This is a genomic window from Streptomyces sp. NPDC000594, assembly GCF_040299965.1.
In the GTDB taxonomy this organism is placed as follows: Bacteria; Actinomycetota; Actinomycetes; order Streptomycetales; family Streptomycetaceae; genus Streptomyces.
Window position 1 is genome coordinate 1 of record NZ_JBEPCY010000011.1, and the last position, 19,752, is coordinate 19,752.

Annotated in this window: 18 protein-coding genes and 1 pseudogene; 11 read left to right on the plus strand and 8 right to left on the minus strand. The window is 73.4% G+C overall.

What is annotated here, in order from left to right:
• Positions 1 to 491 (minus strand): electron transfer flavoprotein subunit beta/FixA family protein (locus ABT354_RS17405; protein ID WP_502983438.1); only part of this gene is annotated, 491 nt, incomplete at its 3' end.
• 183 nt (positions 492 to 674) lie between these two features.
• Between ABT354_RS17405 and ABT354_RS17410 the strand changes: the two genes are divergently transcribed.
• Together ABT354_RS17410 and ABT354_RS17415 are read left to right on the plus strand one after the other, a co-directional pair.
• The gene (locus tag ABT354_RS17410) at positions 675 to 1,355 is read left to right on the plus strand and encodes a TetR family transcriptional regulator (RefSeq protein WP_351494851.1); all 681 of its coding nucleotides are present in this window, start codon (positions 675 to 677) and stop codon (positions 1,353 to 1,355) included.
• A 146-nt stretch (positions 1,356 to 1,501) separates the two neighbouring features.
• Positions 1,502 to 1,885: a Zn-ribbon domain-containing OB-fold protein gene (locus tag ABT354_RS17415; RefSeq protein ID WP_351494507.1), complete on the plus strand. Its 384-nt coding sequence runs from the start codon at positions 1,502 to 1,504 to the stop codon at positions 1,883 to 1,885.
• A gap of 156 nt (positions 1,886 to 2,041) precedes the next feature.
• On the opposite strand, the gene ABT354_RS17420 is transcribed toward ABT354_RS17415, so the two are convergent.
• Entirely contained in the window at positions 2,042 to 2,635 is a 594-nt protein-coding gene (locus tag ABT354_RS17420; RefSeq protein ID WP_351494510.1) for a TetR/AcrR family transcriptional regulator, read from the minus strand.
• Positions 2,636 to 2,768: 133 nt separating this feature from the next.
• Between ABT354_RS17420 and ABT354_RS17425 the strand changes: the two genes are divergently transcribed.
• The 4 genes and pseudogenes from ABT354_RS17425 to ABT354_RS17440 all read left to right on the plus strand — a co-directional run.
• Positions 2,769 to 3,182, plus strand: a complete 414-nt coding sequence (locus tag ABT354_RS17425; protein WP_351494512.1) for a VOC family protein — start codon at positions 2,769 to 2,771, stop codon at positions 3,180 to 3,182.
• 141 nt (positions 3,183 to 3,323) lie between these two features.
• Entirely contained in the window at positions 3,324 to 4,001 is a 678-nt protein-coding gene (locus tag ABT354_RS17430) for an ABC transporter permease (protein ID WP_351494514.1), read from the plus strand.
• Positions 3,998 to 4,669 (plus strand): ABC transporter permease, encoded by a 672-nt coding sequence (locus ABT354_RS17435; protein WP_351494516.1) that lies wholly within the window; start codon positions 3,998 to 4,000, stop codon positions 4,667 to 4,669. Before ABT354_RS17430 ends, ABT354_RS17435 begins: the two co-directional genes overlap by 4 nt.
• Positions 4,669 to 5,616: pseudogene (locus ABT354_RS17440) on the plus strand (ABC transporter substrate-binding protein); the annotation flags it as partial. The gene ABT354_RS17435 and the pseudogene ABT354_RS17440, both read left to right, overlap by 1 nt.
• 30 nt (positions 5,617 to 5,646) lie before the next feature.
• Here ABT354_RS17440 and ABT354_RS17445 read toward each other — a convergent pair.
• The 4 genes from ABT354_RS17445 to ABT354_RS17460 all read right to left on the minus strand — a co-directional run bounded on the left by ABT354_RS17445 (position 5,647) and on the right by ABT354_RS17460 (position 11,299).
• Positions 5,647 to 7,461, minus strand: coding sequence for an acyl-CoA dehydrogenase family protein (locus ABT354_RS17445; RefSeq protein WP_351494518.1), 1,815 nt, complete (start codon positions 7,459 to 7,461; stop codon positions 5,647 to 5,649).
• On the minus strand, positions 7,458 to 8,468 hold the full coding sequence (locus tag ABT354_RS17450) for a 3-oxoacyl-ACP synthase III family protein (RefSeq protein WP_351494521.1): 1,011 nt from the start codon (positions 8,466 to 8,468) through the stop codon (positions 7,458 to 7,460). The genes ABT354_RS17445 and ABT354_RS17450 overlap by 4 nt, the downstream gene beginning before the upstream one ends.
• A 144-nt stretch (positions 8,469 to 8,612) precedes the next feature.
• Positions 8,613 to 9,980 carry a hypothetical protein gene (locus ABT354_RS17455; protein ID WP_351494523.1) on the minus strand — a complete coding sequence of 456 codons (1,368 nt, stop codon included), beginning with the start codon at positions 9,978 to 9,980 and terminating at the stop codon, positions 8,613 to 8,615.
• Positions 9,981 to 10,123: 143 nt separating this feature from the next.
• The gene (locus ABT354_RS17460; RefSeq protein WP_351494525.1) at positions 10,124 to 11,299 is read right to left on the minus strand and encodes a betaine/proline/choline family ABC transporter ATP-binding protein; all 1,176 of its coding nucleotides are present in this window, start codon (positions 11,297 to 11,299) and stop codon (positions 10,124 to 10,126) included.
• A gap of 223 nt (positions 11,300 to 11,522) precedes the next feature.
• On the opposite strand from ABT354_RS17460, the gene ABT354_RS17465 reads away from it, so the two are divergent.
• The 5 genes from ABT354_RS17465 (at position 11,523) to ABT354_RS17485 (ending at position 17,846) form a co-directional block, all read left to right on the plus strand.
• Positions 11,523 to 13,013, plus strand: coding sequence for a cellulase family glycosylhydrolase (locus tag ABT354_RS17465; protein WP_351494527.1), 1,491 nt, complete (start codon positions 11,523 to 11,525; stop codon positions 13,011 to 13,013).
• A 267-nt stretch (positions 13,014 to 13,280) separates the two neighbouring features.
• Positions 13,281 to 14,582, plus strand: coding sequence for an alpha/beta fold hydrolase (locus ABT354_RS17470; RefSeq protein ID WP_351494529.1), 1,302 nt, complete (start codon positions 13,281 to 13,283; stop codon positions 14,580 to 14,582).
• Positions 14,583 to 14,683: 101 nt separating this feature from the next.
• Positions 14,684 to 15,427 carry a PIG-L deacetylase family protein gene (locus tag ABT354_RS17475; protein ID WP_351494531.1) on the plus strand — a complete coding sequence of 248 codons (744 nt, stop codon included), beginning with the start codon at positions 14,684 to 14,686 and terminating at the stop codon, positions 15,425 to 15,427.
• A 195-nt stretch (positions 15,428 to 15,622) separates the two neighbouring features.
• Positions 15,623 to 16,033 (plus strand): effector-associated constant component EACC1, encoded by a 411-nt coding sequence (locus tag ABT354_RS17480; protein WP_351494534.1) that lies wholly within the window; start codon positions 15,623 to 15,625, stop codon positions 16,031 to 16,033.
• A gap of 7 nt (positions 16,034 to 16,040) precedes the next feature.
• Positions 16,041 to 17,846, plus strand: coding sequence for a caspase family protein (locus tag ABT354_RS17485; RefSeq protein WP_351494536.1), 1,806 nt, complete (start codon positions 16,041 to 16,043; stop codon positions 17,844 to 17,846).
• 54 nt (positions 17,847 to 17,900) lie between these two features.
• On the opposite strand, the gene ABT354_RS17490 is transcribed toward ABT354_RS17485, so the two are convergent.
• Both ABT354_RS17490 and ABT354_RS17495 read right to left on the minus strand, forming a co-directional pair.
• The gene (locus tag ABT354_RS17490; RefSeq protein WP_351494538.1) at positions 17,901 to 18,605 is read right to left on the minus strand and encodes a nitroreductase family protein; all 705 of its coding nucleotides are present in this window, start codon (positions 18,603 to 18,605) and stop codon (positions 17,901 to 17,903) included.
• Between the two features lie 101 nt (positions 18,606 to 18,706).
• Positions 18,707 to 19,624 carry a ribokinase gene (locus ABT354_RS17495; RefSeq protein WP_351494540.1) on the minus strand — a complete coding sequence of 306 codons (918 nt, stop codon included), beginning with the start codon at positions 19,622 to 19,624 and terminating at the stop codon, positions 18,707 to 18,709.
• Positions 19,625 to 19,752 lie beyond the last annotated feature (128 nt).

A 19,752-nucleotide genomic window follows, 5' to 3' on the forward strand; every position in this document is an offset into this window, starting at 1 on the left:
TCACCGTCCCGCCGCCCCGACACCACACCACCCTGAACCGACACCTCCGACAACAGCGACACCTGAGCCACCCCCAGCCGCTCCGCCAGCACCGCCGGCAACACCCCCATCCCCCCGTCCGTCGACGCCATCCCGCACACCACCAGATCGAACCCCGCCTTCTCCACCGCCGCCGCCAGCACCAGCGACGTCCCCATCACATCCGAACCATGAACCCCCCCGTCCTCCACATGCACACCCCGGTCCGCCCCCATCCGCAGACCCTTCGCCACCGCCTCCCGCGCATCCTCCGGACCCACCGTCACCACCGTCACCTCGACATCACCGTCCGACGCCTCAGCAACCCGCAACGCCTGCTCCACCGCGTACTCGTCCAACTCCGACAACAGACCGTCCACACCCTCACGATCCACCGTCAGATCCCCACCAAAACCACGCTCACCCGCCGCATCCGGCACAAACTTCACACAGACAACAACCCTCAACGTCACGACGTTTCTCCTGCCAGGTGGACGGTCCGTTGTCGCGAGGCTATGGCACTCAGTACCCTATGTAAAGGCACCTAGTGCCAAAATATGGTCTTCGGTGCTACGTTGCCCCGCATGACTCAGCCACGCAGAGCAGGCAAGGCCGCACCGGGCCCGACAGTGGGCGGCACGGCCGCCAGGGCTCCCATGCGCGAGGCGCTGGCAGAGGCGGCGTTCCAGCTCTTTCTGGAGCGCGGGTTCGAGGGCACCACCGTCGATGACATCGTGGCACGCGCCGGGGTCGGACGGCGGTCGTTCTTCCGGTATTTCCCGTCGAAGGAGGACGCGGTCTTCCCCGACCACGAGAGCTGCCTCGCCGAGATGACGGCGTTCCTCGACGCCCATGGTGACGGCGACCCGCTGGCGCGGGTCTGCGAAGCCGCCCGGATCGTGCTCCGGATGTACGCGGCCAACCCCGAGTTCTCGGTCCAGCGCTACCGGCTCACCCGTGAGGTACCGGGGCTGCGGACCTATGAACTGTCGGTGGTGCGCCGCTATGAGCGCACCCTGGCGGCGTATCTCCGCGACCGCTACGGCACCGCCCCCGACGGCCCGCTGCATGCCGAGGTCATAGCCGCCGCCGTGGTCGCGGCGCACAACAACGGTCTGCGGGCATGGCTCCGTTCGGGTGGTGAGGGGGACGCCGAGGCGGCGGTGGAGCATGCCTTCGCGCTCGTACGGGAAGTCTGGGACGGGTGGTCCCAGGGGGTCGCGCCGGCGCGGGCCGTCGCGGCGGCGGGCGGCGAGGTCGTCGTCATGGTCACCTCCCGGACCACTCCGCTGTGGCGGGTGGTGCAGCGGCTGGAGGCCGCCCTCGCCGATGGCTGACGGCGCGGCGGGCACCCCGCTCCGGGCGGCCCGCAAGCGATAGCACCCAGTGCCTATACGTAAAGACACTGAGTGCCATATGGTGCTGGAGCGCCTCCGCGAGGCGGAGACGCTCCAGAGCGCAGGGGGTCGAGATGCACCGAGACATGTCCCAGTCCGGAACCTGCACCGCGCCGGCCGCGCGGAAGGATCCGGGGCTCATCTACCAGCGGTGCCGATGGTGCCGCACCGCCTCGTTCCGGCGGCTGCTCTGCCCGGTCTGCGCCTCCAGCGATCTGGAGTCCGCGCGCAGCGAGGGCGAGGGCGTCGTCATCCGGTCGGCCGTGGTCAACCGGTACACCCGGGTGGCGCGCAATGAGTCGCTGGTGCGCTTCCCCGAGGGGTTCATGCTCCGCTGCCGGGTGATCGGCACCGCGCCCCATCTGGTCTGGGTGGGCGCCAAGGTGCGGCCGGTGGAGGGCGGTGATCCCCGGTCGGGGGAGGCCGTTCTGGAGATCTGCGACCCGATCCTCCCCGTCGCCCCCTACTGACCCCGTCTCCGGTCCGATCCCGTCTCCGGTCCGTCTCCAGGTCCGGTCCGACTCCGACTCCGACTCCGACTCCGGGTCCGACTCCGACTCCGACTCCGACTCCGACCCCGACTCCGGGTCCGGCCCGACTCCGGGTCCGGTGGCGCCGGGGTGCGATCAGCCGCCGCCCCGCAGCCCCTCCAGGATCCGGGCGAGCGCGGCCCGGGTGTCCGCGAGGTCCGCCGCGCGCCCCGAGACGGCGAGCCAGAGCGCCGCCTCGTTCATCGCCCCCGAGAGCAGATGGGCCAGGGGGGCGACCGGCTGCCGGGGGAGTACCCCCTGTGCCATCAGATCCTCCAGGGCCTCGGCGAGATGGTGCGCGGAGGACTCCTCGTCCATGCCGCGCCACTCGTGCCACCCCAGGACGGCCGGGCCGTCGATGAGCATGATCCGCTGAATGCCCGGACCGGTGGCCGCCGTGAGGAACTCCTGACAGCCGGTGGTCAGCCGCTCCCAGGGGTCCTGCCGGGTGTCGGCCGCCGCGGCCACCCGTGCCCCCACCTCCCGCTGCACCTCGCGCAGGACCGCGCGGAACAGATCCGCCTTGCCCGCGAAGTGGTGGTAGAGCGCCCCCTTGGTGACCTCGGCCGCCGCGACGATCTCGGCCAGGCCGACCGCACCGTACCCCTGGCCGGCGAACAGCTCCCTGCTCACCCGCAACAGCCGCCGCCGGGTCTCCTCCCGCTGCCGTGCCCTGACCGTGCCCGCCATCCCGCGCGCTCCCTTCCGCCCCCGGCCGGGCGCCGGATGGGGGCGGGCGCGGTCGGAGGACACCGATTGACATACCGATGGTACGTCCATACCGTTTGACGTACCGAAGGTATGTGAATGAAGGGTGCCACCCATGCTGAGCAGCTTCTATCCCGTGATCGCCACCTCCCGGATCGAGGAGTCCAAGGACTTCTACACCCGGCTGATGGGCTTTGGGATCACCTTCGAGGCCGACTGGTACGTCAGCCTGCGCCGCCCCGGCCCGCTCCCGTACGAACTGGCCCTGCTGGACCACACCCACCCGACCATCCCCGAGGGCCACCGCACCCCGGTCAGCGGGCTGATCCTCAACTTCGAGGTCGACGACGTGGACGCCGAGTGGGAGCGGCTGGTCGTCCGCGAGGGGCTCACCCCCCTGCTGGAGCTGCGCAGCGAGTCCTTCGGGCAGCGGCACTTCATCGTCGCCGACCCCAGCGGTGTCCTCATCGATGTCATCACCGAGATACCGCCCGGGGAGGAGTACGCCGACCACTTCTCCGGCGCCTGAGGCCTCCGCCGCCCGGGACCTTGGGCACGCGAGGCCTCCGCCGCCCGGGACCTCCGACGCCTGAGGCCTCCGGCGCCTCCTGAGCCCCCGGACGGCCGAGCACAGCGTGCGCACCCCCGGGGGCCGGGCTGGAATGGGAAGGTGACGGAGCCCCCCGACGACTGTCTCGCCCGCAATGAATGGATCTGCGGCGAGTACCTCTCCACGCGGCGCGGGATCCTCCTGGACGCCACCCTCCAGCACCTCCAGCTCACCGCCGTCTCCGTCGCCATCGCGGTCGCCCTCTCCGTGCCGCTCGCGGTCGCCGCCCGCCGCTGGCACTGGGCCGCGGGACCCGTCCTCGGACTCACCACCGTCCTCTACGCGATCCCCTCCCTGGCGATGTTCTCGCTGCTGCTCCCCGTGTACGGGCTCTCCGCGTCCCTGGTCATCGCCGGTCTGGTCCTCTACTCCCTCACCCTGCTCGTCCGCAATGTCCTCGCCGGGCTGCGCGCCGTCCCGGAGGAGACCCGGCGGGCGGCGCGCGGCATGGGATACGGGCCCCTGCGGCTGCTGCTCGGGGTGGAACTCCCGCTCGCGCTGCCCGCGGCCATGGCCGGGCTGCGGATCGCCACCGTCTCCGCGATCTCCCTGGTCACCATCGGCGCCATCGTGGGCTACGGCGGGCTCGGCAATCTCATCTACTCCGGGATGAACACCTACTTCAAGGCCCAGGTGCTCACCGCGTCCGCGCTCTGTGTCCTCATCGCCCTCGCCGCCGATCTGCTGCTGCTCGGGATCCAGCGGCTGGCCACCCCCTGGTCGAGAGCGGCGGCGTGAACACCCTCGGCGAGGCATGGGGGTGGCTCACCGACCCCGCCCACTGGTCGGGCGAGGGCGGGATCGGCCAGCGGCTCCTGGAACACCTCTACCTCACCGGGGTCTGCCTCGGCCTGAGCTGTCTGATCGCGCTGCCCGTCGCCCTGGTCCTCGGCCATATCGGCAGGGGCGGGGCGCTCGCCGTCAACATCTCCCACATCGGGCGTGCCGTGCCCACCTTCGCCGTCCTGGTCCTGCTGCTGCTCAGCCCCATCGGCGCGTACGGCTCCTGGCCCACCGTCATCGCCCTGGTGCTGTTCGCGGTGCCCCCGCTGCTGGTCAACGCCTACACCGGGATGCGCGAGGTCGACCGCGACGTGGTCCGCGCCGCCCGGGGCATGGGCATGAGCGGCCGTCAGCTCCTGGCCGGTGTCGAGGTCCCGCTCGCCCTGCCGCTGATCCTCACCGGGGTCCGTATCGCCGCCGTCCAGCTGGTGGCCACCGCGACCCTCGCGGCCCTCGCGGGCGGCGGCGGGCTCGGCCGGATCATCACCGCGGGCTTCAACCTCGCCTCCACGCCCCAGGTCGTCGCGGGCGCCTTCCTGGTCGCCGTCTTCGCCCTCGCCGTCGAGGCGCTCTTCGTCCTCGGACAGCGACTCGCCCCCGCCTGGGCCCGGGAGCCCGGCTGATGCGCCCCCGGAGCGCGGTGCTCGTCCTCGCCCTGGCCGGCTGTGCGCTCGCCGTGGTCAGCGCCTGTATGAGCGGGCCCTCGCTGGAGACCCGCGACCAGGTGGTCCCCCCGGGCGACAGCCACCGGCTCACCGTCGGCTCCGCCGGATTCACCGAGAGCGATCTGCTCGCCCGGATGTACGCCCTGCTGCTGCGGCACGCCGGATACTCCGCCGAGGTCCTCACCGTCACCAACCGTGAGATCTATGAACCGGCGCTGGAGAGCGGGCGGATCGATGTCGTGCCGGAGTACGCGGCGACCTTCGCGGACTGGCTGAATGTCAAGGCGAACGGGCAGGACGCGCCCCCGGCCGGCTCGCCCGACCTGGCCACCACCATGACCGCGCTGCGACGGCTCGCCGCGCCGCGCGGGCTCGAAGTGCTGCCCCCGGGGCGGGCGGTGGACCAGAACGCCTTCGCGGTGAGCCGCTCCTACGCCGAGCGCCACCGGCTGCGGACCCTCAGCGACCTGGGGCGTTCGGGGCTTCCGGTGCGCCTCGCGGCGGGCGACGAATGCGTGCGGCGCCCGTACTGCGAACCGGGCCTGCGATCGGTCTACGGCATCGACATCACCGCGATCGATCCCAAGGGCGTCGGCACCACCCAGGCCAAGCAGGCCGTCCAGCGGGGCCAGGACCAGATGGTGCTCACCACCACTACGGACGCCACCCTCGACCAGTTCGATCTGGTCCTGCTCCAGGACGACCGGCATCTCCAGAACGCCGACTACATCGTGCCGGTGGTCAACCGGGCGCGCGCCGGGAGCCCCGCGGTCGTCCGGGCGCTCGGCCGGCTCAACACCGTACTGACCACGGAGGATCTCGCGGAGATGAACGAACGGGTGGACAGCTGGCGCAGACTGCCGGAGGACGTGGCCCGCCAGTACCTCCGGTCGCATGGACTGCTGGGCCCGGCCGGCCGGGCCTCCGCCGCGCCGTCAGGGCCGGGCCGGCCCGGTGGGCGGGGGCACCCCCAGGGCGTCGAGCAGGGTGCGGACCGAGGGCCGGAGCCGGGCACAGAGCCCGCGGATCCCCTGGTCGACGGCGGACCTCCGGTCGACGGTCAGCAGCCCATGGGTGACATACCAGTCGAGATGGCGCTCGACCTCCAGCAGGCAGAGCAGGGCGGTGAGCGGGGCGTGGACCGCACGGTCCGTGCCGTGCAGCCGGCCGAGGTCGCCGAGCATGGCACCCGCCATGTCGACGACCCCATGGGCCTCCCCCACGGCCCGCGCCCCGGCGAAATGCGCGTCCCAGAGGGCCGTCTCGTCCGAGCCGAGCGACCGTGACCGGGACACCTCGCTCCGCAGACCCTCCAGAAGGACCGCCGCACGCGCCCGGAGCAGCGCGAAGGCCGCCGCCGGTTCGGTGAGATCCGCCGATGGGGCAGGTTCCGCCGGTACGGTCGGGTCGGCCGGTAGGGCTGGTACGGTCGGTTCCGCCGGTACGGGGGAGTGGCCGAGGGCCTCCTCGGCGAGCCCGCGACCGGTGTCGAAGAAGATCAGCGTATTGTCGCCGCCCGCCGCATGACACGCGTGGGCGAACCCCTCGTACTCCACGATCCTGTTCGAGGAGAGGGTGCCGAGCACCCCGATACCGAGCCGGCACTCCGCGATGGCCCGTGCCGCCCGGTCCGCCGCCACCGCCTTGGCGAGGGAGAGCGAGCCGTTCACCGCGGACCAGGGGGCCAGATCCCGTTCGCCGCCCGCAGGCCCGGCCCCCGCTTCCCCTCCCCGGTCCGGGGCGCCCCGCTCGGCGACGCGGTGCGCGAGTCCGGTGAGGGCATAGGCGGTGGCGAGGGCGCCGAACAGGGCCCGTTGCCGGCTGGGCAGATCGAGCAGCGGCTGTCCGGCGGCCGACCGTGCTCTGACCGTCCGTACGAGAGCGACCTCCACGGCCGTCGCCGCGGCGGCCCGGGTGACCGCCGCCAGGCCCGCCGTGAAGAAGGTCCAGGAGATCCGCAGCACCCGGTACGAGCGGGTCAGCCGCTCGGCGGGCGAGGCGGCGACATCGGTGAAACGCCCGGCCGCGTCCAGGGTCGCGCCGTCACACAGCCAGGCGGCCTGGGGGACCCGTACCGACGAGAAGGTGACCAGGGCGTAGTCGAGGGGGAGCAGCGGTGTGTGCAGCGGAGTGATCCCGACACCGGGCAGCGCGCCCTCCGGACCCACCAGATCCACGAGGAACGGGAAGACACCGCGCGGGCGTCCCCCGGCCACGAGGTCGGCGTAGACCACCCCGAGCTTGGGGGCGGCCGTTCCGGAGTTGGACATGATCTTGCCGGCCGAGGCGGACGGTGTATGGATCTCGAACTCCCGGGTGGCGGGATCGAATCGGGCCTCGGTCGCCAGGGAGGCATGACCACTGGCCCCCGCCGCCTCCGTGACCGCGTAGACACCGATGCGGTCACCGGTCGCCAGCTGCTCCGTGCGGCGGGCGGCGTACCCGCCGCCGTCCCCCAGCTCCAGCAGGGTGCCGAGGGCCATGCCGTGGTGGATGAGGGTGGCCATGAAGAGCGACGGATCCGTGATCGCCGCCCACTGGAGCCGTGCGGAGAAGACGGCGGGATCCTCGAACGGGCCGGGGCCCGGGGAACCGTGGCCCGCGCGCCGCAGATTCTCGTACACCCGGGTGCTGCGCGTGGGCAGATCGGCGGTCCGGTCGGCGGCCGGCAGCGCGGCGTAGCGGAGCCGGGCCTCGTCGTAGGCGGTCTGCGGGCAGGCTCCCCGGATGAGCGCGGACAGATCCGTCATGGACGGCTCCCGGGAGTCGGCTCACCGATACGGACCAGGGTCCCCGCCCAGTTCATGCCGCCGCCGAGGGCGAAGAGAAGCACCTGGGCACCCGGGGTGAGACGGTGGCGGTGGAGATCCAGGGTGAGCGGGATCGACGCGGCCCCGGTATTGCCGTACCGGTCCCCGGAGAGCGGGACGCGCTCGGTGGGGATGCCGTACTCGGCGGCGACCTGCCGCAGCAGCGCCACATTGGCCTGGTGGAACACGACCAGGTCGACCTCGTCGAGCGAACTCCCCGCGTGGTCGAGCACGACCTGGGCGGCCCGCCCGAAGGTCCCGCGCACATAGTCGGCCACAAAGCGTCCGTCCATGTGTACGGTCGCCCCGCCGGGACCCTTGCCGCCGAGCCGGATCCAGGCCCCGCGCTCGGTGAAGCCGTCCGACCCCAGCGCGCTGCACAGCACCGCCGACCCGCCGGGACCGGGGCCGAGGACCGCCGCCCCGGCGCCGTCGCCGAAGAGAACCGATGTCGCCCGGTCGTACGGGTCCAGATAGGGCGAGAAGCACTCCGCGCCGACGACCAGGACCGGCCCGTCGAACTGGCCCGCCGTACCCAGCGTGCACGCCAGATGGACCGCGTGCAGAAACCCGGAACAGCCCGTGTTCACATCCAGGACGGTCGCCCGGGAGGCCCCGAGCCGGTGCTGGAGCAGATATCCGAGGCCCGGGACCACCCGGCTCGGCGAGCTGGTCGCGAAGACCAGGCCACCGAGCCGCTCCGCCGTGACCCCGGCCGCCGCCAGGGCCCGCCGGGCCGCGGGCACCGCCAGGTCCTCGGCGGCCGTCCCCGGGTCCGCGTGACGGCGCTCGCGGATCCCGGTCCGGTTCTCGATCCATCCGGAGTCCAGCCCCAGACGGTCCTCGATCTCGGCATTGTGGACGACGGCCGGCGGGGTGAAGGCGCCGACCGCCTTGATCGTCCATGGGCCGTGCGCCACCCCATGGCCCGTGTGGATCGAAACCACAGTCCCTCCCGGGAGCCTCGACTGTCCTCCGGTGCCTTCCGGCGCCTTCCGGTGTCTTCCGGGTGGGAACGGGCGAGGGACGGGACGGGGTTCAGCCCACGGCCCGGGGGAGGGCGGTGACCGGTGGGCTCCGGGGCGGAGCCGCTACGCCGGGTGGCCCGCGTGCAGATGCTCCAGCCGGCGCTGGAGCGCGGTCAGCGCCCCGCGCTGACGGCCCGGGACCCGGCGGCGCAGCGCCACCAGACGGGGGGCCAGGGAGCGGGCCGCCCCCATGTCCTGGATCTGCTCCCACTGGTGATGGGCGCGGTCCACCGCACCCTCCACCTCGGGGTCGTCCACGGGCTGCTCCCGGGTGATCCGGGTGTCGGCGACCGCCATCCACAGGGCACAGCTGAGCGCCGGTTCCCCCGCGAGACGGGCCAGATCCGCCCGTACCTCCAGCCAGTGGAGCGCCTGCGGGGAGCCGGGCCCATAGGTCCGCAGCTCCTGCTGCTCCCAGGCGGCCGCCGCTGCCGCCGCCTCGGTGTGCCGCCCGGCCCGTGCGGCGGCCAGTATCGCCGGATGGGGGTCCGTCGGGGGCGCCTCCCCGTATCCGCCGGGCGCCGCGCCCGCCACGGGCGGCGGGGCGGCGGCGCTCCGCTCCGTGTCCAGCAGCAGCGCGCCCTCGGTGCCCGCCTCGGCCGCCGCCAGCTCGTGCAGCGCCTCCGGGCCGGGCCGCGCGCCGCTGCGCCAGATCGTCGCGCAGGCCCGCAGATACGGCGGTCCGGTGTCGTCCGGCCCCCGGAGTCGGCGGGCCGCGGCCGGGGCCACCTGCCCGAACATCCGTACCCCCAGGCCCAGACCCAGGCCCAGCCCCTCACCGGACACCCGGCGCCAGGCGTCCGGGTCGGCGACCAGGTCCACGAAGACCGTGGTGGTGCCCGGCCGGCGGATGGTCAGTTCGGCGGCCAGCCAGTGCCAGGGCAGTCCGGTGTACCGCAGGGTCGACGGGGTGGAGCGGGCCAGGGCCAGATGGGGCAGCCGCTGCTTGCGGTCGAGGTGGAGCTGTCCGGCGAGATAGAGGCAGAGCGGCCCCGCACCGGCGGCGGCCGACCGGATCCGGGTGAGGACCGTCTGCGGGTCGACCGGGTCGGCCAGCTCCACGACCGTCGCCGCCCGGGTCCCGGTCAGCGCGCTCGGGGGCACCGCGGCCAGTGCGGGCAGCACCGAACTCGCGTCGACCAGCCGCCCCTTGCCCACCGGCGCGGCCGCGATGAGCAGCGCGGTCCCCGGTGTGGCGGTGTCCCCTCCCGTGATCAGCACACCAGCACCGTATCCGACCTGGAGCCGTGCTCCGTCCCCCGGCCGTGCGGGGCCCTCCGTACGGGTCAGGCGGCGGGCGTCCTCGGCAGCCACCGCAACCGCGCCGCCTGCTGGAACGGCCCCGCCCTCATGGTCGTCGAAGTCCTCGGGTTCGGCGGAGGTGCCGCGATAGGCGCGGAGTTCGGCGAGCGGAAGGCCGAACCGGGGCATCGGGCACGGCCTTGGGCCCGGGGGGCGGGGACGGCCCGCAGTGGGGTGAACCCGGTTGAGCGCCAAGGAGATTGTGCCCGAAGAGGTGACGGTTGGTCAGTCGCCCGGACGGTGCTCGTACCGGCGCGGCCCCGGTGTCCGGGTCAGGCGTCCGCGACCGAGTGGAACTCCACCTCGTCGCGGCCGATCCCCCGCTCGTCCGCGTCCACGGACCGCCGCAGCGCCTCATGGAGTTTGGCCGGGGTCAGTACCCCGAGGAAGCGGGAGCCGTCGACCACCGCCACCCACCCGGCGTCGTGCTGGAGCATCTCGCTGAAGGCCTTCTTGAGGGAGGCCCCGAGCGGTACCCAGGCCTCCATCCGCCGGGCCAGATCGCCCACCGTGGTCCCGGCCCCCTCTCCCCTCCCGGCCTCGGCGAGCGTGTCGGTCGCCACCCAGCCGTGGAGTTCGCCCTCCGGGTCCAGCACCACCGCCCAGCGGGCCCGCCCGGAGCGGAGCCGGACCGCCGCATCGGCCGCCGGCTCGTCCAGCCGGGCCAGCGGGGGCTGTTCCAGGTCGTCCGGTTCGATCGTGGTGACCGCGAGCCGCTTCAGCCCCCGGTCCGCGCCGACGAAGCGGGCCACATAGGCGCTCGCGGGAGTCCCCAGCACCGCCGCCGGGGTGTCGAACTGCTCCACCCGGCCCTGGCCGTAGACGGCGATCCGGTCCCCCATCCGCACCGCCTCCTCGATGTCATGGGTGACCAGCAGCACCGTCTTGCGGACCTGGGCCTGGAGCGCCAGGAACTCGTTCTGGAGACGCTCCCGGACCACCGGGTCGACCGCGCCGAAGGGCTCGTCCATCAGCAGCACCGGCGGGTCGGCGGCGAGGGCGCGGGCGACCCCGACCCGCTGCCGCTGCCCGCCGGAGAGCTGGGCGGGGTAGCGGGAGCCGTACACCGAGGGGTCGAGACCGACGAGATCGAGCAGTTCGGCCGCCCGTGCGCGGGCCTTCGCCCGCTTCCACCCGATGAGGGCGGGAACGGTCGCGGTGTTGTCGAGAACCGTACGGTGCGGAAACAGGCCGACCTGCTGGATCACATAGCCGATCCGGCGCCGCAGCCGGACCGGGTCGACGGTGGAGATGTCCTCGCCGTCGACCAGGATCCGGCCCGCCGTGGGCTCGATCAGCCGGTTGACCATCATCATCGTGGTGGTCTTGCCGCAGCCCGACGGGCCCACCAGGGTGACCAGCTCGCCCTCGGCCACCTCCAGCGACAGGCCGTCCACGGCGGTCGTCCCGTCCGGGTACACCTTGCTGACCTGCTCGAACCGGATCATGCCCCCACGCTAGGAGCAGGGCTCCCCGGGCGCACACGGGCCGGGCCTGTCCGAGTCACCGCACCGGGTCCGGTCCGGCCGGACCGGACCCGGTGGCGCGAAGTCGTTCCCGCGATCTTTCTTGTCATGACCCTTGCCAGTGGCTGGCGGGGGCTGCTTCCATCGGTTAGGAAAGTTTCCTTCCAGTCCCGGTTTTCCCCCACCAGGCAAGGGAGAGACCCTCATGAAACCCCCACGCACTGTGCTGCGCTCGCTCGGCGGCGCCGGAACCCTCGCGGCGGCGCTGCTCGCCGGAGTCCTGGCGGCCCCGGCCGCCCCCGCCGCGTCGGCCGACCCCGCCCCGGCACGGCACGCCCCCCGGGCCACCGTGCTCGAAGCCGAGGACGCGACCGTCTCCCAGGGAGCGATCGAGTCCAACCACCGGGGCTACACCGGCCGGGGCTTCGTCAACTACGACAACGTCACCGGCAGCAGCGTCGAGTGGACCGTCCGGGCCGACGACGCCGGAAGCGTCCCGCTGACCCTCCGGTTCGCCAACGGCACCACCACCAACCGCCCGATGACCATCACCGTCAACGGGACCCCCGTCGCCGTGGGCCGCGCCTTCCCCGGAACCGGCGCCTGGACCACCTGGCGCACCACCACCGTCGAGGCCGACCTCCGGGAAGGCGCCAACACCGTCCGGGCCACCGCGACCACCGCCAACGGCGGCCCCAATGTGGACAGCCTCAGCGCTCCGGACTCCGGAGGCCCGGGCCCCGGGCCCGGCGGCACCCCGGTCTCGATCAACGGCCAGCTCCGGGTCTGCGGCACCAAGCTCTGCAATGACTCGGGCAAGCCCATCCAGCTGCGCGGCATGTCCACCCATGGGCTCCAGTGGTACTCCCAGTGCGCCAACGGAGCCTCGCTGGACGCCCTCGCCAAGGACTGGAACGCCGATGTCCTGCGGATCTCCATGTACATCCAGGAGGGCGGCTACGAGACCGACCCGCGCCGCTTCACCGACCTGGTCCACTCGCTCATCGAGCAGGCCACCGCACGCGGGATGTACGCCCTCGTCGACTGGCACATGCTGACCCCCGGCGACCCGCACGCCAACCTCGCCCGCGCCAAGACCTTCTTCACCGAGATCGCCCAGCGCCACAACGACAAGAAGAACCTGATCTACGAGATCGCCAATGAGCCCAGCGGTGTCTCCTGGTCCCGGATCAAGAGCTACGCCGAGGAGCTGATCCCGGTCATCCGCCGGTACGACCCGGAGAGCACCGTCCTCGTCGGCACCCGCGCCTGGTCCTCCCTCGGTGTCTCCGAGGACGGCAATGAGACCGAGGTCGTGAACAACCCGGTCCGGGCCGCCAACATCATGTACACCTTCCACTTCTACGCCGCGTCCCACGGCGACGAGTATCTGAACACCCTCTCCCGCGCCGCCGACCGGGTCCCCATGTTCGTCACCGAGTTCGGCACCCAGACCTTCACCGGCGACGGCGGGAACGACTTCGCGACGGCCCAGCGCTATCTCGATCTGATGGCCGCCAAGAAGATCAGCTGGACCAACTGGAACTACTCCGACGACTTCCGCTCCGGCGCCGTCTTCAAGACAGGCACCTGCGCCGCGGGCGGACCGTACGCCGGGACCTCCTCGCTGAAGCCCGCCGGAGTCTGGATCCGCGACCGGATGCGGACCCCGGACGACTTCCCGACCCGCCGCTGAGCCCCACCCGCCGCTGACCCCCTCGTAACCCCCGGCCCCTCGTAACCCCGCTCCCTCGTACCCCTGACCCCTCGTACCCCCGGCCCCCTGGTAACGCCCCACCCCCGCACCACCGTGCGCGGGCCGGTTCCCGGATGGTGTGACCCCACCCCCGGGAACCGGCCCGCGCACCGCTGTGACCAGCCAGGACCCAACCCTGCCGTACCTCCCGCGCCCGCCCGTGTGATCCCATGGGCGGGCGTGCCGTACCGAACCAGGAGTGTGTCCGTGACCAGCTACCGCCAGCCCGGTGTCGTCCTCACCGACCATGTCTTCACCGTCCCCCTCGACCACACCCGCCCCGGCGGGGAACAGATCGAGGTGTACGCGCGGGAGGTCACCGCCGCCGCCCGGACCGGCGAGGACCTGCCCTGGCTGATCTATCTGGAAGGCGGCCCCGGCTGCGCCGCCCGCCGCTTCACCGGCACCCAGGCATGGCTGGAACGCGCCGTACGCGAGTACCGCGTCCTCCTCCTGGACCAGCGCGGCACCGGCCGCTCCACCCCGCAGAACCGCCAGACCCTCGCCGCCCGCGGCGACGCCCGCGCCCAGGCCGACCACCTCGCCCACTTCCGCGCCGACAGCATCGTCCGCGACTGCGAGCTGATCCGCCGCCGCCTCACCGGCGGCGCCCCCTGGAGCGTCCTCGGCCAGAGCTTCGGCGGATTCTGCGCCACCCACTACCTCTCCACCGCCCCCGAAGGGCTGCGCGAGGTCTTCATCACCGGCGGACTGCCCTCCCTCGACGGCCACGCCGACGATGTCTACCGCGCCGCCTACCCCCGGATCGAGCGCAAGGTCGCCGCCCACTACGACCGCTACCCCCAGGACATCGAGCGGGCCCGCGCCGTCGCCGCCCATCTCACCGAGCACCGCGCCGTCCTGCCCACCGGCTACCACCTCACCCCCGCCGCCTTCCAGTCCCTCGGCCTCCTCCTCGGCTCCGGCGACGGCAGCCACCACCTCCACTATCTGCTGGAGAACGCCTTCGTCCGCACCGGCACCGGCCTGGAGCTGTCCGACTCCTTCCAGGAGGCCGTCGCCGCCCACCTCTCCTTCGCCCGCAACCCCCTCTACGCCGCCCTCCACGAGGCCTGCTACGCCCAGGGCGGGCGGCCCACCGCCTGGGCCGCCGAGCGGATCCGCGCCGAGTTCCCCCGCTTCGACGCCGCCACCGCCCTCGACGGCGACGCCCCCCTCCTCTTCACCGGGGAGACCATCCACCCCTGGCACTTCGAGAGCGACCCGGCGCTGCGCCCGCTGCGCGAGACCGCCGACCTCCTCGCCGACCGGACCGACTGGGCCCCCCTCTACGACCGCGCCCGGCTCGCCACCACCGACATCCCCGTCGCCGCCGCCGTTTACCACGACGACATGTATGTGGACACCGCCCACTCCCTGGAGACCGCCCGCGCCATCCGGGGACTGCGCACCTGGGTCACCGACGAGTACGAGCACGACGGGGTACGCGCCAGTGGCACCCGGGTCCTGGACCGGCTGATCGCCCTCGCCCGGGACGAGACGGTCTGAGCCACCGCACGGCAGGGGCCCGGACCCCGGCGGTCCGGGCCCGGGCCGGCCATCGCGTGACAAGCCGGGATTCCGGGCCCCGCCCGCCGTAGGCTGCGATCATGACGGACACCGCACCACCGCAGCTGGAACCCCTGCCCGACGACTGGCGGCGCGCCCTCGCCGTGGTCGCCCACCCCGACGACCTCGAATACGGCTGTGCCGCCGCCATCGCCGGATGGACCGACGCCGGCCGGGAGATCACCTATCTGCTGGCCACCCGGGGCGAGGCCGGGATCGACACCCTCGACCCGGCCGAGTGCGCCGTGGTCCGCGAGCGCGAACAGCGGGCGAGCGCGGCCGTCGTCGGTGTCGACGCGGTGGAGTTCCTGGACCACCGGGACGGCGTCATCGAGTACGGCACCGCGCTGCGCCGGGACATCGCGGCGGCGATCCGCCGCCACCGCCCCGAACTCCTGATCACCCTCAACCACCGGGACACCTGGGGCGGCACCGCCTGGAACACCCCCGACCACCGGGCCGTGGGCCGGGCCGTCCTGGACGCGGCGGCGGACGCGGGCAACCGCTGGATCTTCCCCGAACTCCGCGACCAGGGGCTCGAACCCTGGAACGGGGTCCGCTGGGTCGCCGTCGCCGGCTCCACCTCGCCCACCCACGCCGTCGACGCCCGGCCCGGTCTGGAGCGCTCGATCGCCTCGCTGATGGAACACCGCACCTATATCGAGGTCCTGACGGAGACCGACCCGGAGCACTACTGCCGGACCTTCCTCACCGGCGCGGCCGAGCAGGCGGGCGCCCGCTTCGGCGGGATCCCCGCGGTGACCTTCGAGCTGTTCCCCCGCTGAGCCCCGCCCGTATCCCGTGCCCGCCGCATCCCGTGCCGCCGTGTCCCGTACCGCCGTATCGGGTGCCGCTGGAGTCGGGTGCCGCACGGATCCGGCGCGGTGGTACGGGCGACCGCGCCGTCCTCGTGTCATCGGCGGCCCTGAATCGTTCTCCCTGGAGAAGCCCCGCCCACCCCCGGGCAGCGAGGAGAAACGATGCAGATCCAGATCAGCGCCCCCGAGCTGGAGGACGGCGACCGCACCGTCGCCGACCTCCACCGATGGCTCAGGCGCGACGACACCGTACGGCGCGACATGGACATACGCCTGGCGCACCGCACCCTCCCCGGTGCCATGGGCACGGTCGATCTCATCGACCTGATCGTCGGGCAGAGCGTCGCCGTGCTCAATCTCGCCCTCTCCTACGCCGCGTGGCGCGCGGCCCGGCGGACCGCCCCGGCCGTCACCCTCACCGTCGACGGGGTCTCCCTCACCCTGAGCGGCGCCTCCGACGACGAGGTGCGGCGGATGGTGGCCCTGCTGAGCCCTCCACCGCCGCTCCCCTCGGAACCCGGACCGGGCCCCGGGCCGGAGCCGGAGGACCCGACCGCCCCCGGGGGCCGGTGAGCGAGCCATGCCCCTGCCCGACCCCGCCCAGTCCCGCGCCGTCCTGATCGGCGTCCACTCCTACACCGACCTGGACCCCCTGCCCTCGGTGCGCAACAACCTCATCGCGCTGCGTGCCCTGCTCACCGACGACCGGGTGTGGGGCCTGCCCGACGAGCACTGTGTCGTCCTGGAGAACCCCGCGTCGACCGATGAGGTCCTCGACGCGGTGCACAGTGCCGCACGCGACGCCGAGGCGGCCTTTCTCCTCTACTTCGCCGGACATGGCCTTCTCTCGCCCGACGCCGAGCTGCGCCTCGCGCTCTCCCGGTCGGAGAGCGAACGGCTCTACCGCTCCGTCGCCTACCAGGACCTCCGTCATGAGCTCCTCCACACCTGTACCGCGCCCAGCCAGGTGGTCATCCTGGACTGCTGCTACAGCGGACGGGCGCTCGACGCCCATATGGGCTCCCTGGAGGACGGTGGCGATGTACCCGCAGGGGTCGACGGCACCTATGTGATGACGGCGTCCGCCGCGCTGAAACCCGCCTGGGCCCCGCCGGGGGAGCGGTTCACCGCGTTCACCGGGGAGTTGGTGGAGGTGATCCGCGAGGGGGTCGCCGGCGCCGCCGACCCGCTCGACATGAGGACCGTCTTCCGCGCGGTCCGCGGCCGGCTGGCCGCCCGGGGCAGAACGCTGCCGCAGCAGTTCGCCCGGAACGACGGACATGCCATCGCCCTGGTCCGCAACCGGGCCGGTACGGACCTCCTGCCCCTGCCCCCGTCCCTGCCTCCGCCTCCGCCCCGGCCGGGACAGCGGCCGGGACCACGACCGGGGCAGCGCCGGGGCCGGGCCCTCGCCGGGGCGCTGCTGGCGCTGGCACTGCCGTTCACCCTGGTCGGTGATGCCGGTGCGGGCCCCGGCGGCCCGTCTCCCTCGGCGGGGGGACCTCCCTCGGCGGAGACCGGGCGTTCCCGCTTCGGCGACCATCGCACCGCCGACCCCTGTGCCCTGGTCGACGCCCGGGTCCTGGCCCGCTTCGGCGCCGCCCGGATCGACCGCGACTACGGCAACTTCGACCGCTGCGACGTCCTGGTGGACACCGGCGACGGAGATCCGGTGGATGTCGTCGTGGATCTCGACACCACGGGCCGCCCGGACGGCTGGGACCCCACCCGCAGGGTCGGTACGGTCGGGGTGCTGGCGGAGCCGCCCGAGGCACAGGCCTGTATGCGCCGGCTGCTGGTCGACGGGGAGCGGGAGGTCACCGTACGGATCGTGGCCAAACGGAGCGAACGGACACCGCAGGCCTGTGCCATGGCCGACGCGGCGGCCGACCATGCCGCCCGGGTGCTCCACCGGGGGCCGATCGCCCGGCGCACCCTGCCCAGGGGGTCCATCGGCCGGGAGGACGCCTGCGGACTGCTCTCGGCGCGCGCCCTGGAGGTCGTTCCCGGGGTGGACACCAAGCCGTCGGACCCCGGTTTCGGCCATTTCGAGTGCGAATGGGAAAGCACCACCCGGCACATGTGGGTGGAGCTGCGCTACGACCGGGGACAGCCGCCGAGCGCGGGGGAGATCGGCGGGAACGGCTCCGCCACCCGGATCGGCGGCCGGTCCACGGTGATCTGGCCGGGCGCCGAGGGCGAGGACACCTGTCTCGTACGGACGGTGCACCGCAGATACGCGGCCCAGGACGCCCGGGCCGCTGCGGAGACGGTGAACCTCACCGTCGGCGGCGACCGCCCCGAGGCCGAGCTGTGCCGGACGGCGACCGCGCTCTCCACCTCGGTGGTGAACCGGCTGAACGCCACCCGCCCGGGCCGCACCTGACACCGAGCGGCCCGGGGCCCCGTGACCGGGGACCCGGGCCGGGGCGGAGGGGGCTCAGATCTCGACCATCACCTGGTCCAGCGACTTGCGCACCAGATCGGGCACCCGGCAGTCGGCCGCCGGATATCCCACCGGGATCACGGCGAACGCCTTCTCGTTCTCCGGCCGTCCCAGCACCTCGGAGAGGAAGCGCATCGGGCTGGGGGTGTGCACCAGCGCCGCCAGACCGGACAGATGCAGCGCCGTGAGCAGCATGCCCACCGCGATGCCCACCGACTCGTCCACGTAGTAGTGCTTGCGTTTGGTGCCGTCCTCGCCCAGCCAGTAGCGCTGCTGGAAGACCACGATCAGCGCGGGGGCGTCGGTGAGATGGGGCTTCACCTCGTCCGTGCCCAGCGGGCGCAGCGCGGCCAGCCACTCCTCGCCGAGCCGCCCGTCGTAGGAGACCCGTTCCTCCTCCTCGGCGGCCTCCCGGATGCGCCGCCGTATCCCGGGGTCGTTCACCAGGGCGAAGGTCCAGGGCTGCTGATGGGCGCCGGAGGGGGCGGTGGCGGCGCAGGCGATGGCGTCCCGGACCACCTGGAGCGGCACCGGGTCCGGGGCGAACTGCCGTACCGTACGCCGTTCGTCCATCCGGGTCCGCAACTCGGCGGCGCGGGAGAGGGAGTCGGCGGGGGCGATCCGGGCCGGCCGGTAGGGGACGGGCCGGTAGGGGTCGCCGTGGGTGGGGGTCCAGGGGCGTGTCTCCGAGGCGGTCATGGGGCGAGTGTGCCCGGCGATACGTGTACGCGACAGGGGGCGCCGGTGAGGTCCGGCGCCCCGCTCCCGTGCCGGACCGCCCCCCCCGGGTCCGGTCCGGTTCAGCCCGGTGGCAGCTCCGCGGCGGTGGGGTACGACTCCTGGGCCCCCTTGCGGGTCACGGCGGCGGCCCCCACCCTGGCCGCGTACCCGGCGGCCGTCGGCAGCTCGTCGCCCCGCCCCAGCCGCCAGGCCAGGGCCGCGGTGAAGGCGTCGCCCGCGCCCGTGGTGTCGACCGCCGTGACCGGGACGGCCGCGATCCGCGCCACCACCCCCGTACGGCCGTCCGCGGTCACCGCCCCGGCCGCGCCGAGGGTGATCACCACCGAGCGGGGGCCCAGGGCGAGCAGCGCCAGGGCCCGTTCCCCGGGGGAGTCCCCGGCGCCGTGGCCGAGGAGCACCCGGGCCTCGTGCTCATTGACGACCAGCGGATCGCAGGCGGCCAGCACCTCGGTGGGGACCGGCCCGGCGGGGGAGGGGTTGAGGACGAATCGGCCCGCCCCGTCCCGTACCCGGACCGTCTCCACCACCGTCGCCACCGGGATCTCCAGCTGGGCGGAGACCACCGCCGCCGCCCGTACCAGCCGTGCGGCGGCCCGGACATCGGCCGGGGTCAGCAGCGCGTTGGCGCCCGGGGAGACCACGATGCTGTTGTCGCCCGAGGGGTCCACGGTGATCAGTGCGACGCCGGTGGGGGCGCCGCCGGTCCGTACGGCCTCCACCGAGACCCCGGCCGCGCGCTGGGCGTCCAGCAGCAGCCGGCCGTGGGCGTCGTCGCCGACCCGGGCGAGCAGGGCCGTACGGGCGCCGAGCCGGGCCGCCGCGACGGCCTGGTTGCCGCCCTTGCCGCCGGGGTGGACGGCGAGATCGGAGCCGGACACCGTTTCACCCGGGCCGGGTCTGCGCTCCACCTCCACCACCAGATCGGCGTTGGCCGATCCCACCACCAGCAGGTCGTATCGGTCGTCGTTCCGGTCCATCCGCACCTTCCGCGCCGTCTCGTCGGTCCTGCCCGTCGGGGAAACGATGACACCGCATCAGGTGCGGTGGGGTCCGCTCGGGGTGGGGCCAACCGGGTGACGGGGGTTTCCAGGAAGCAAGCGACCGC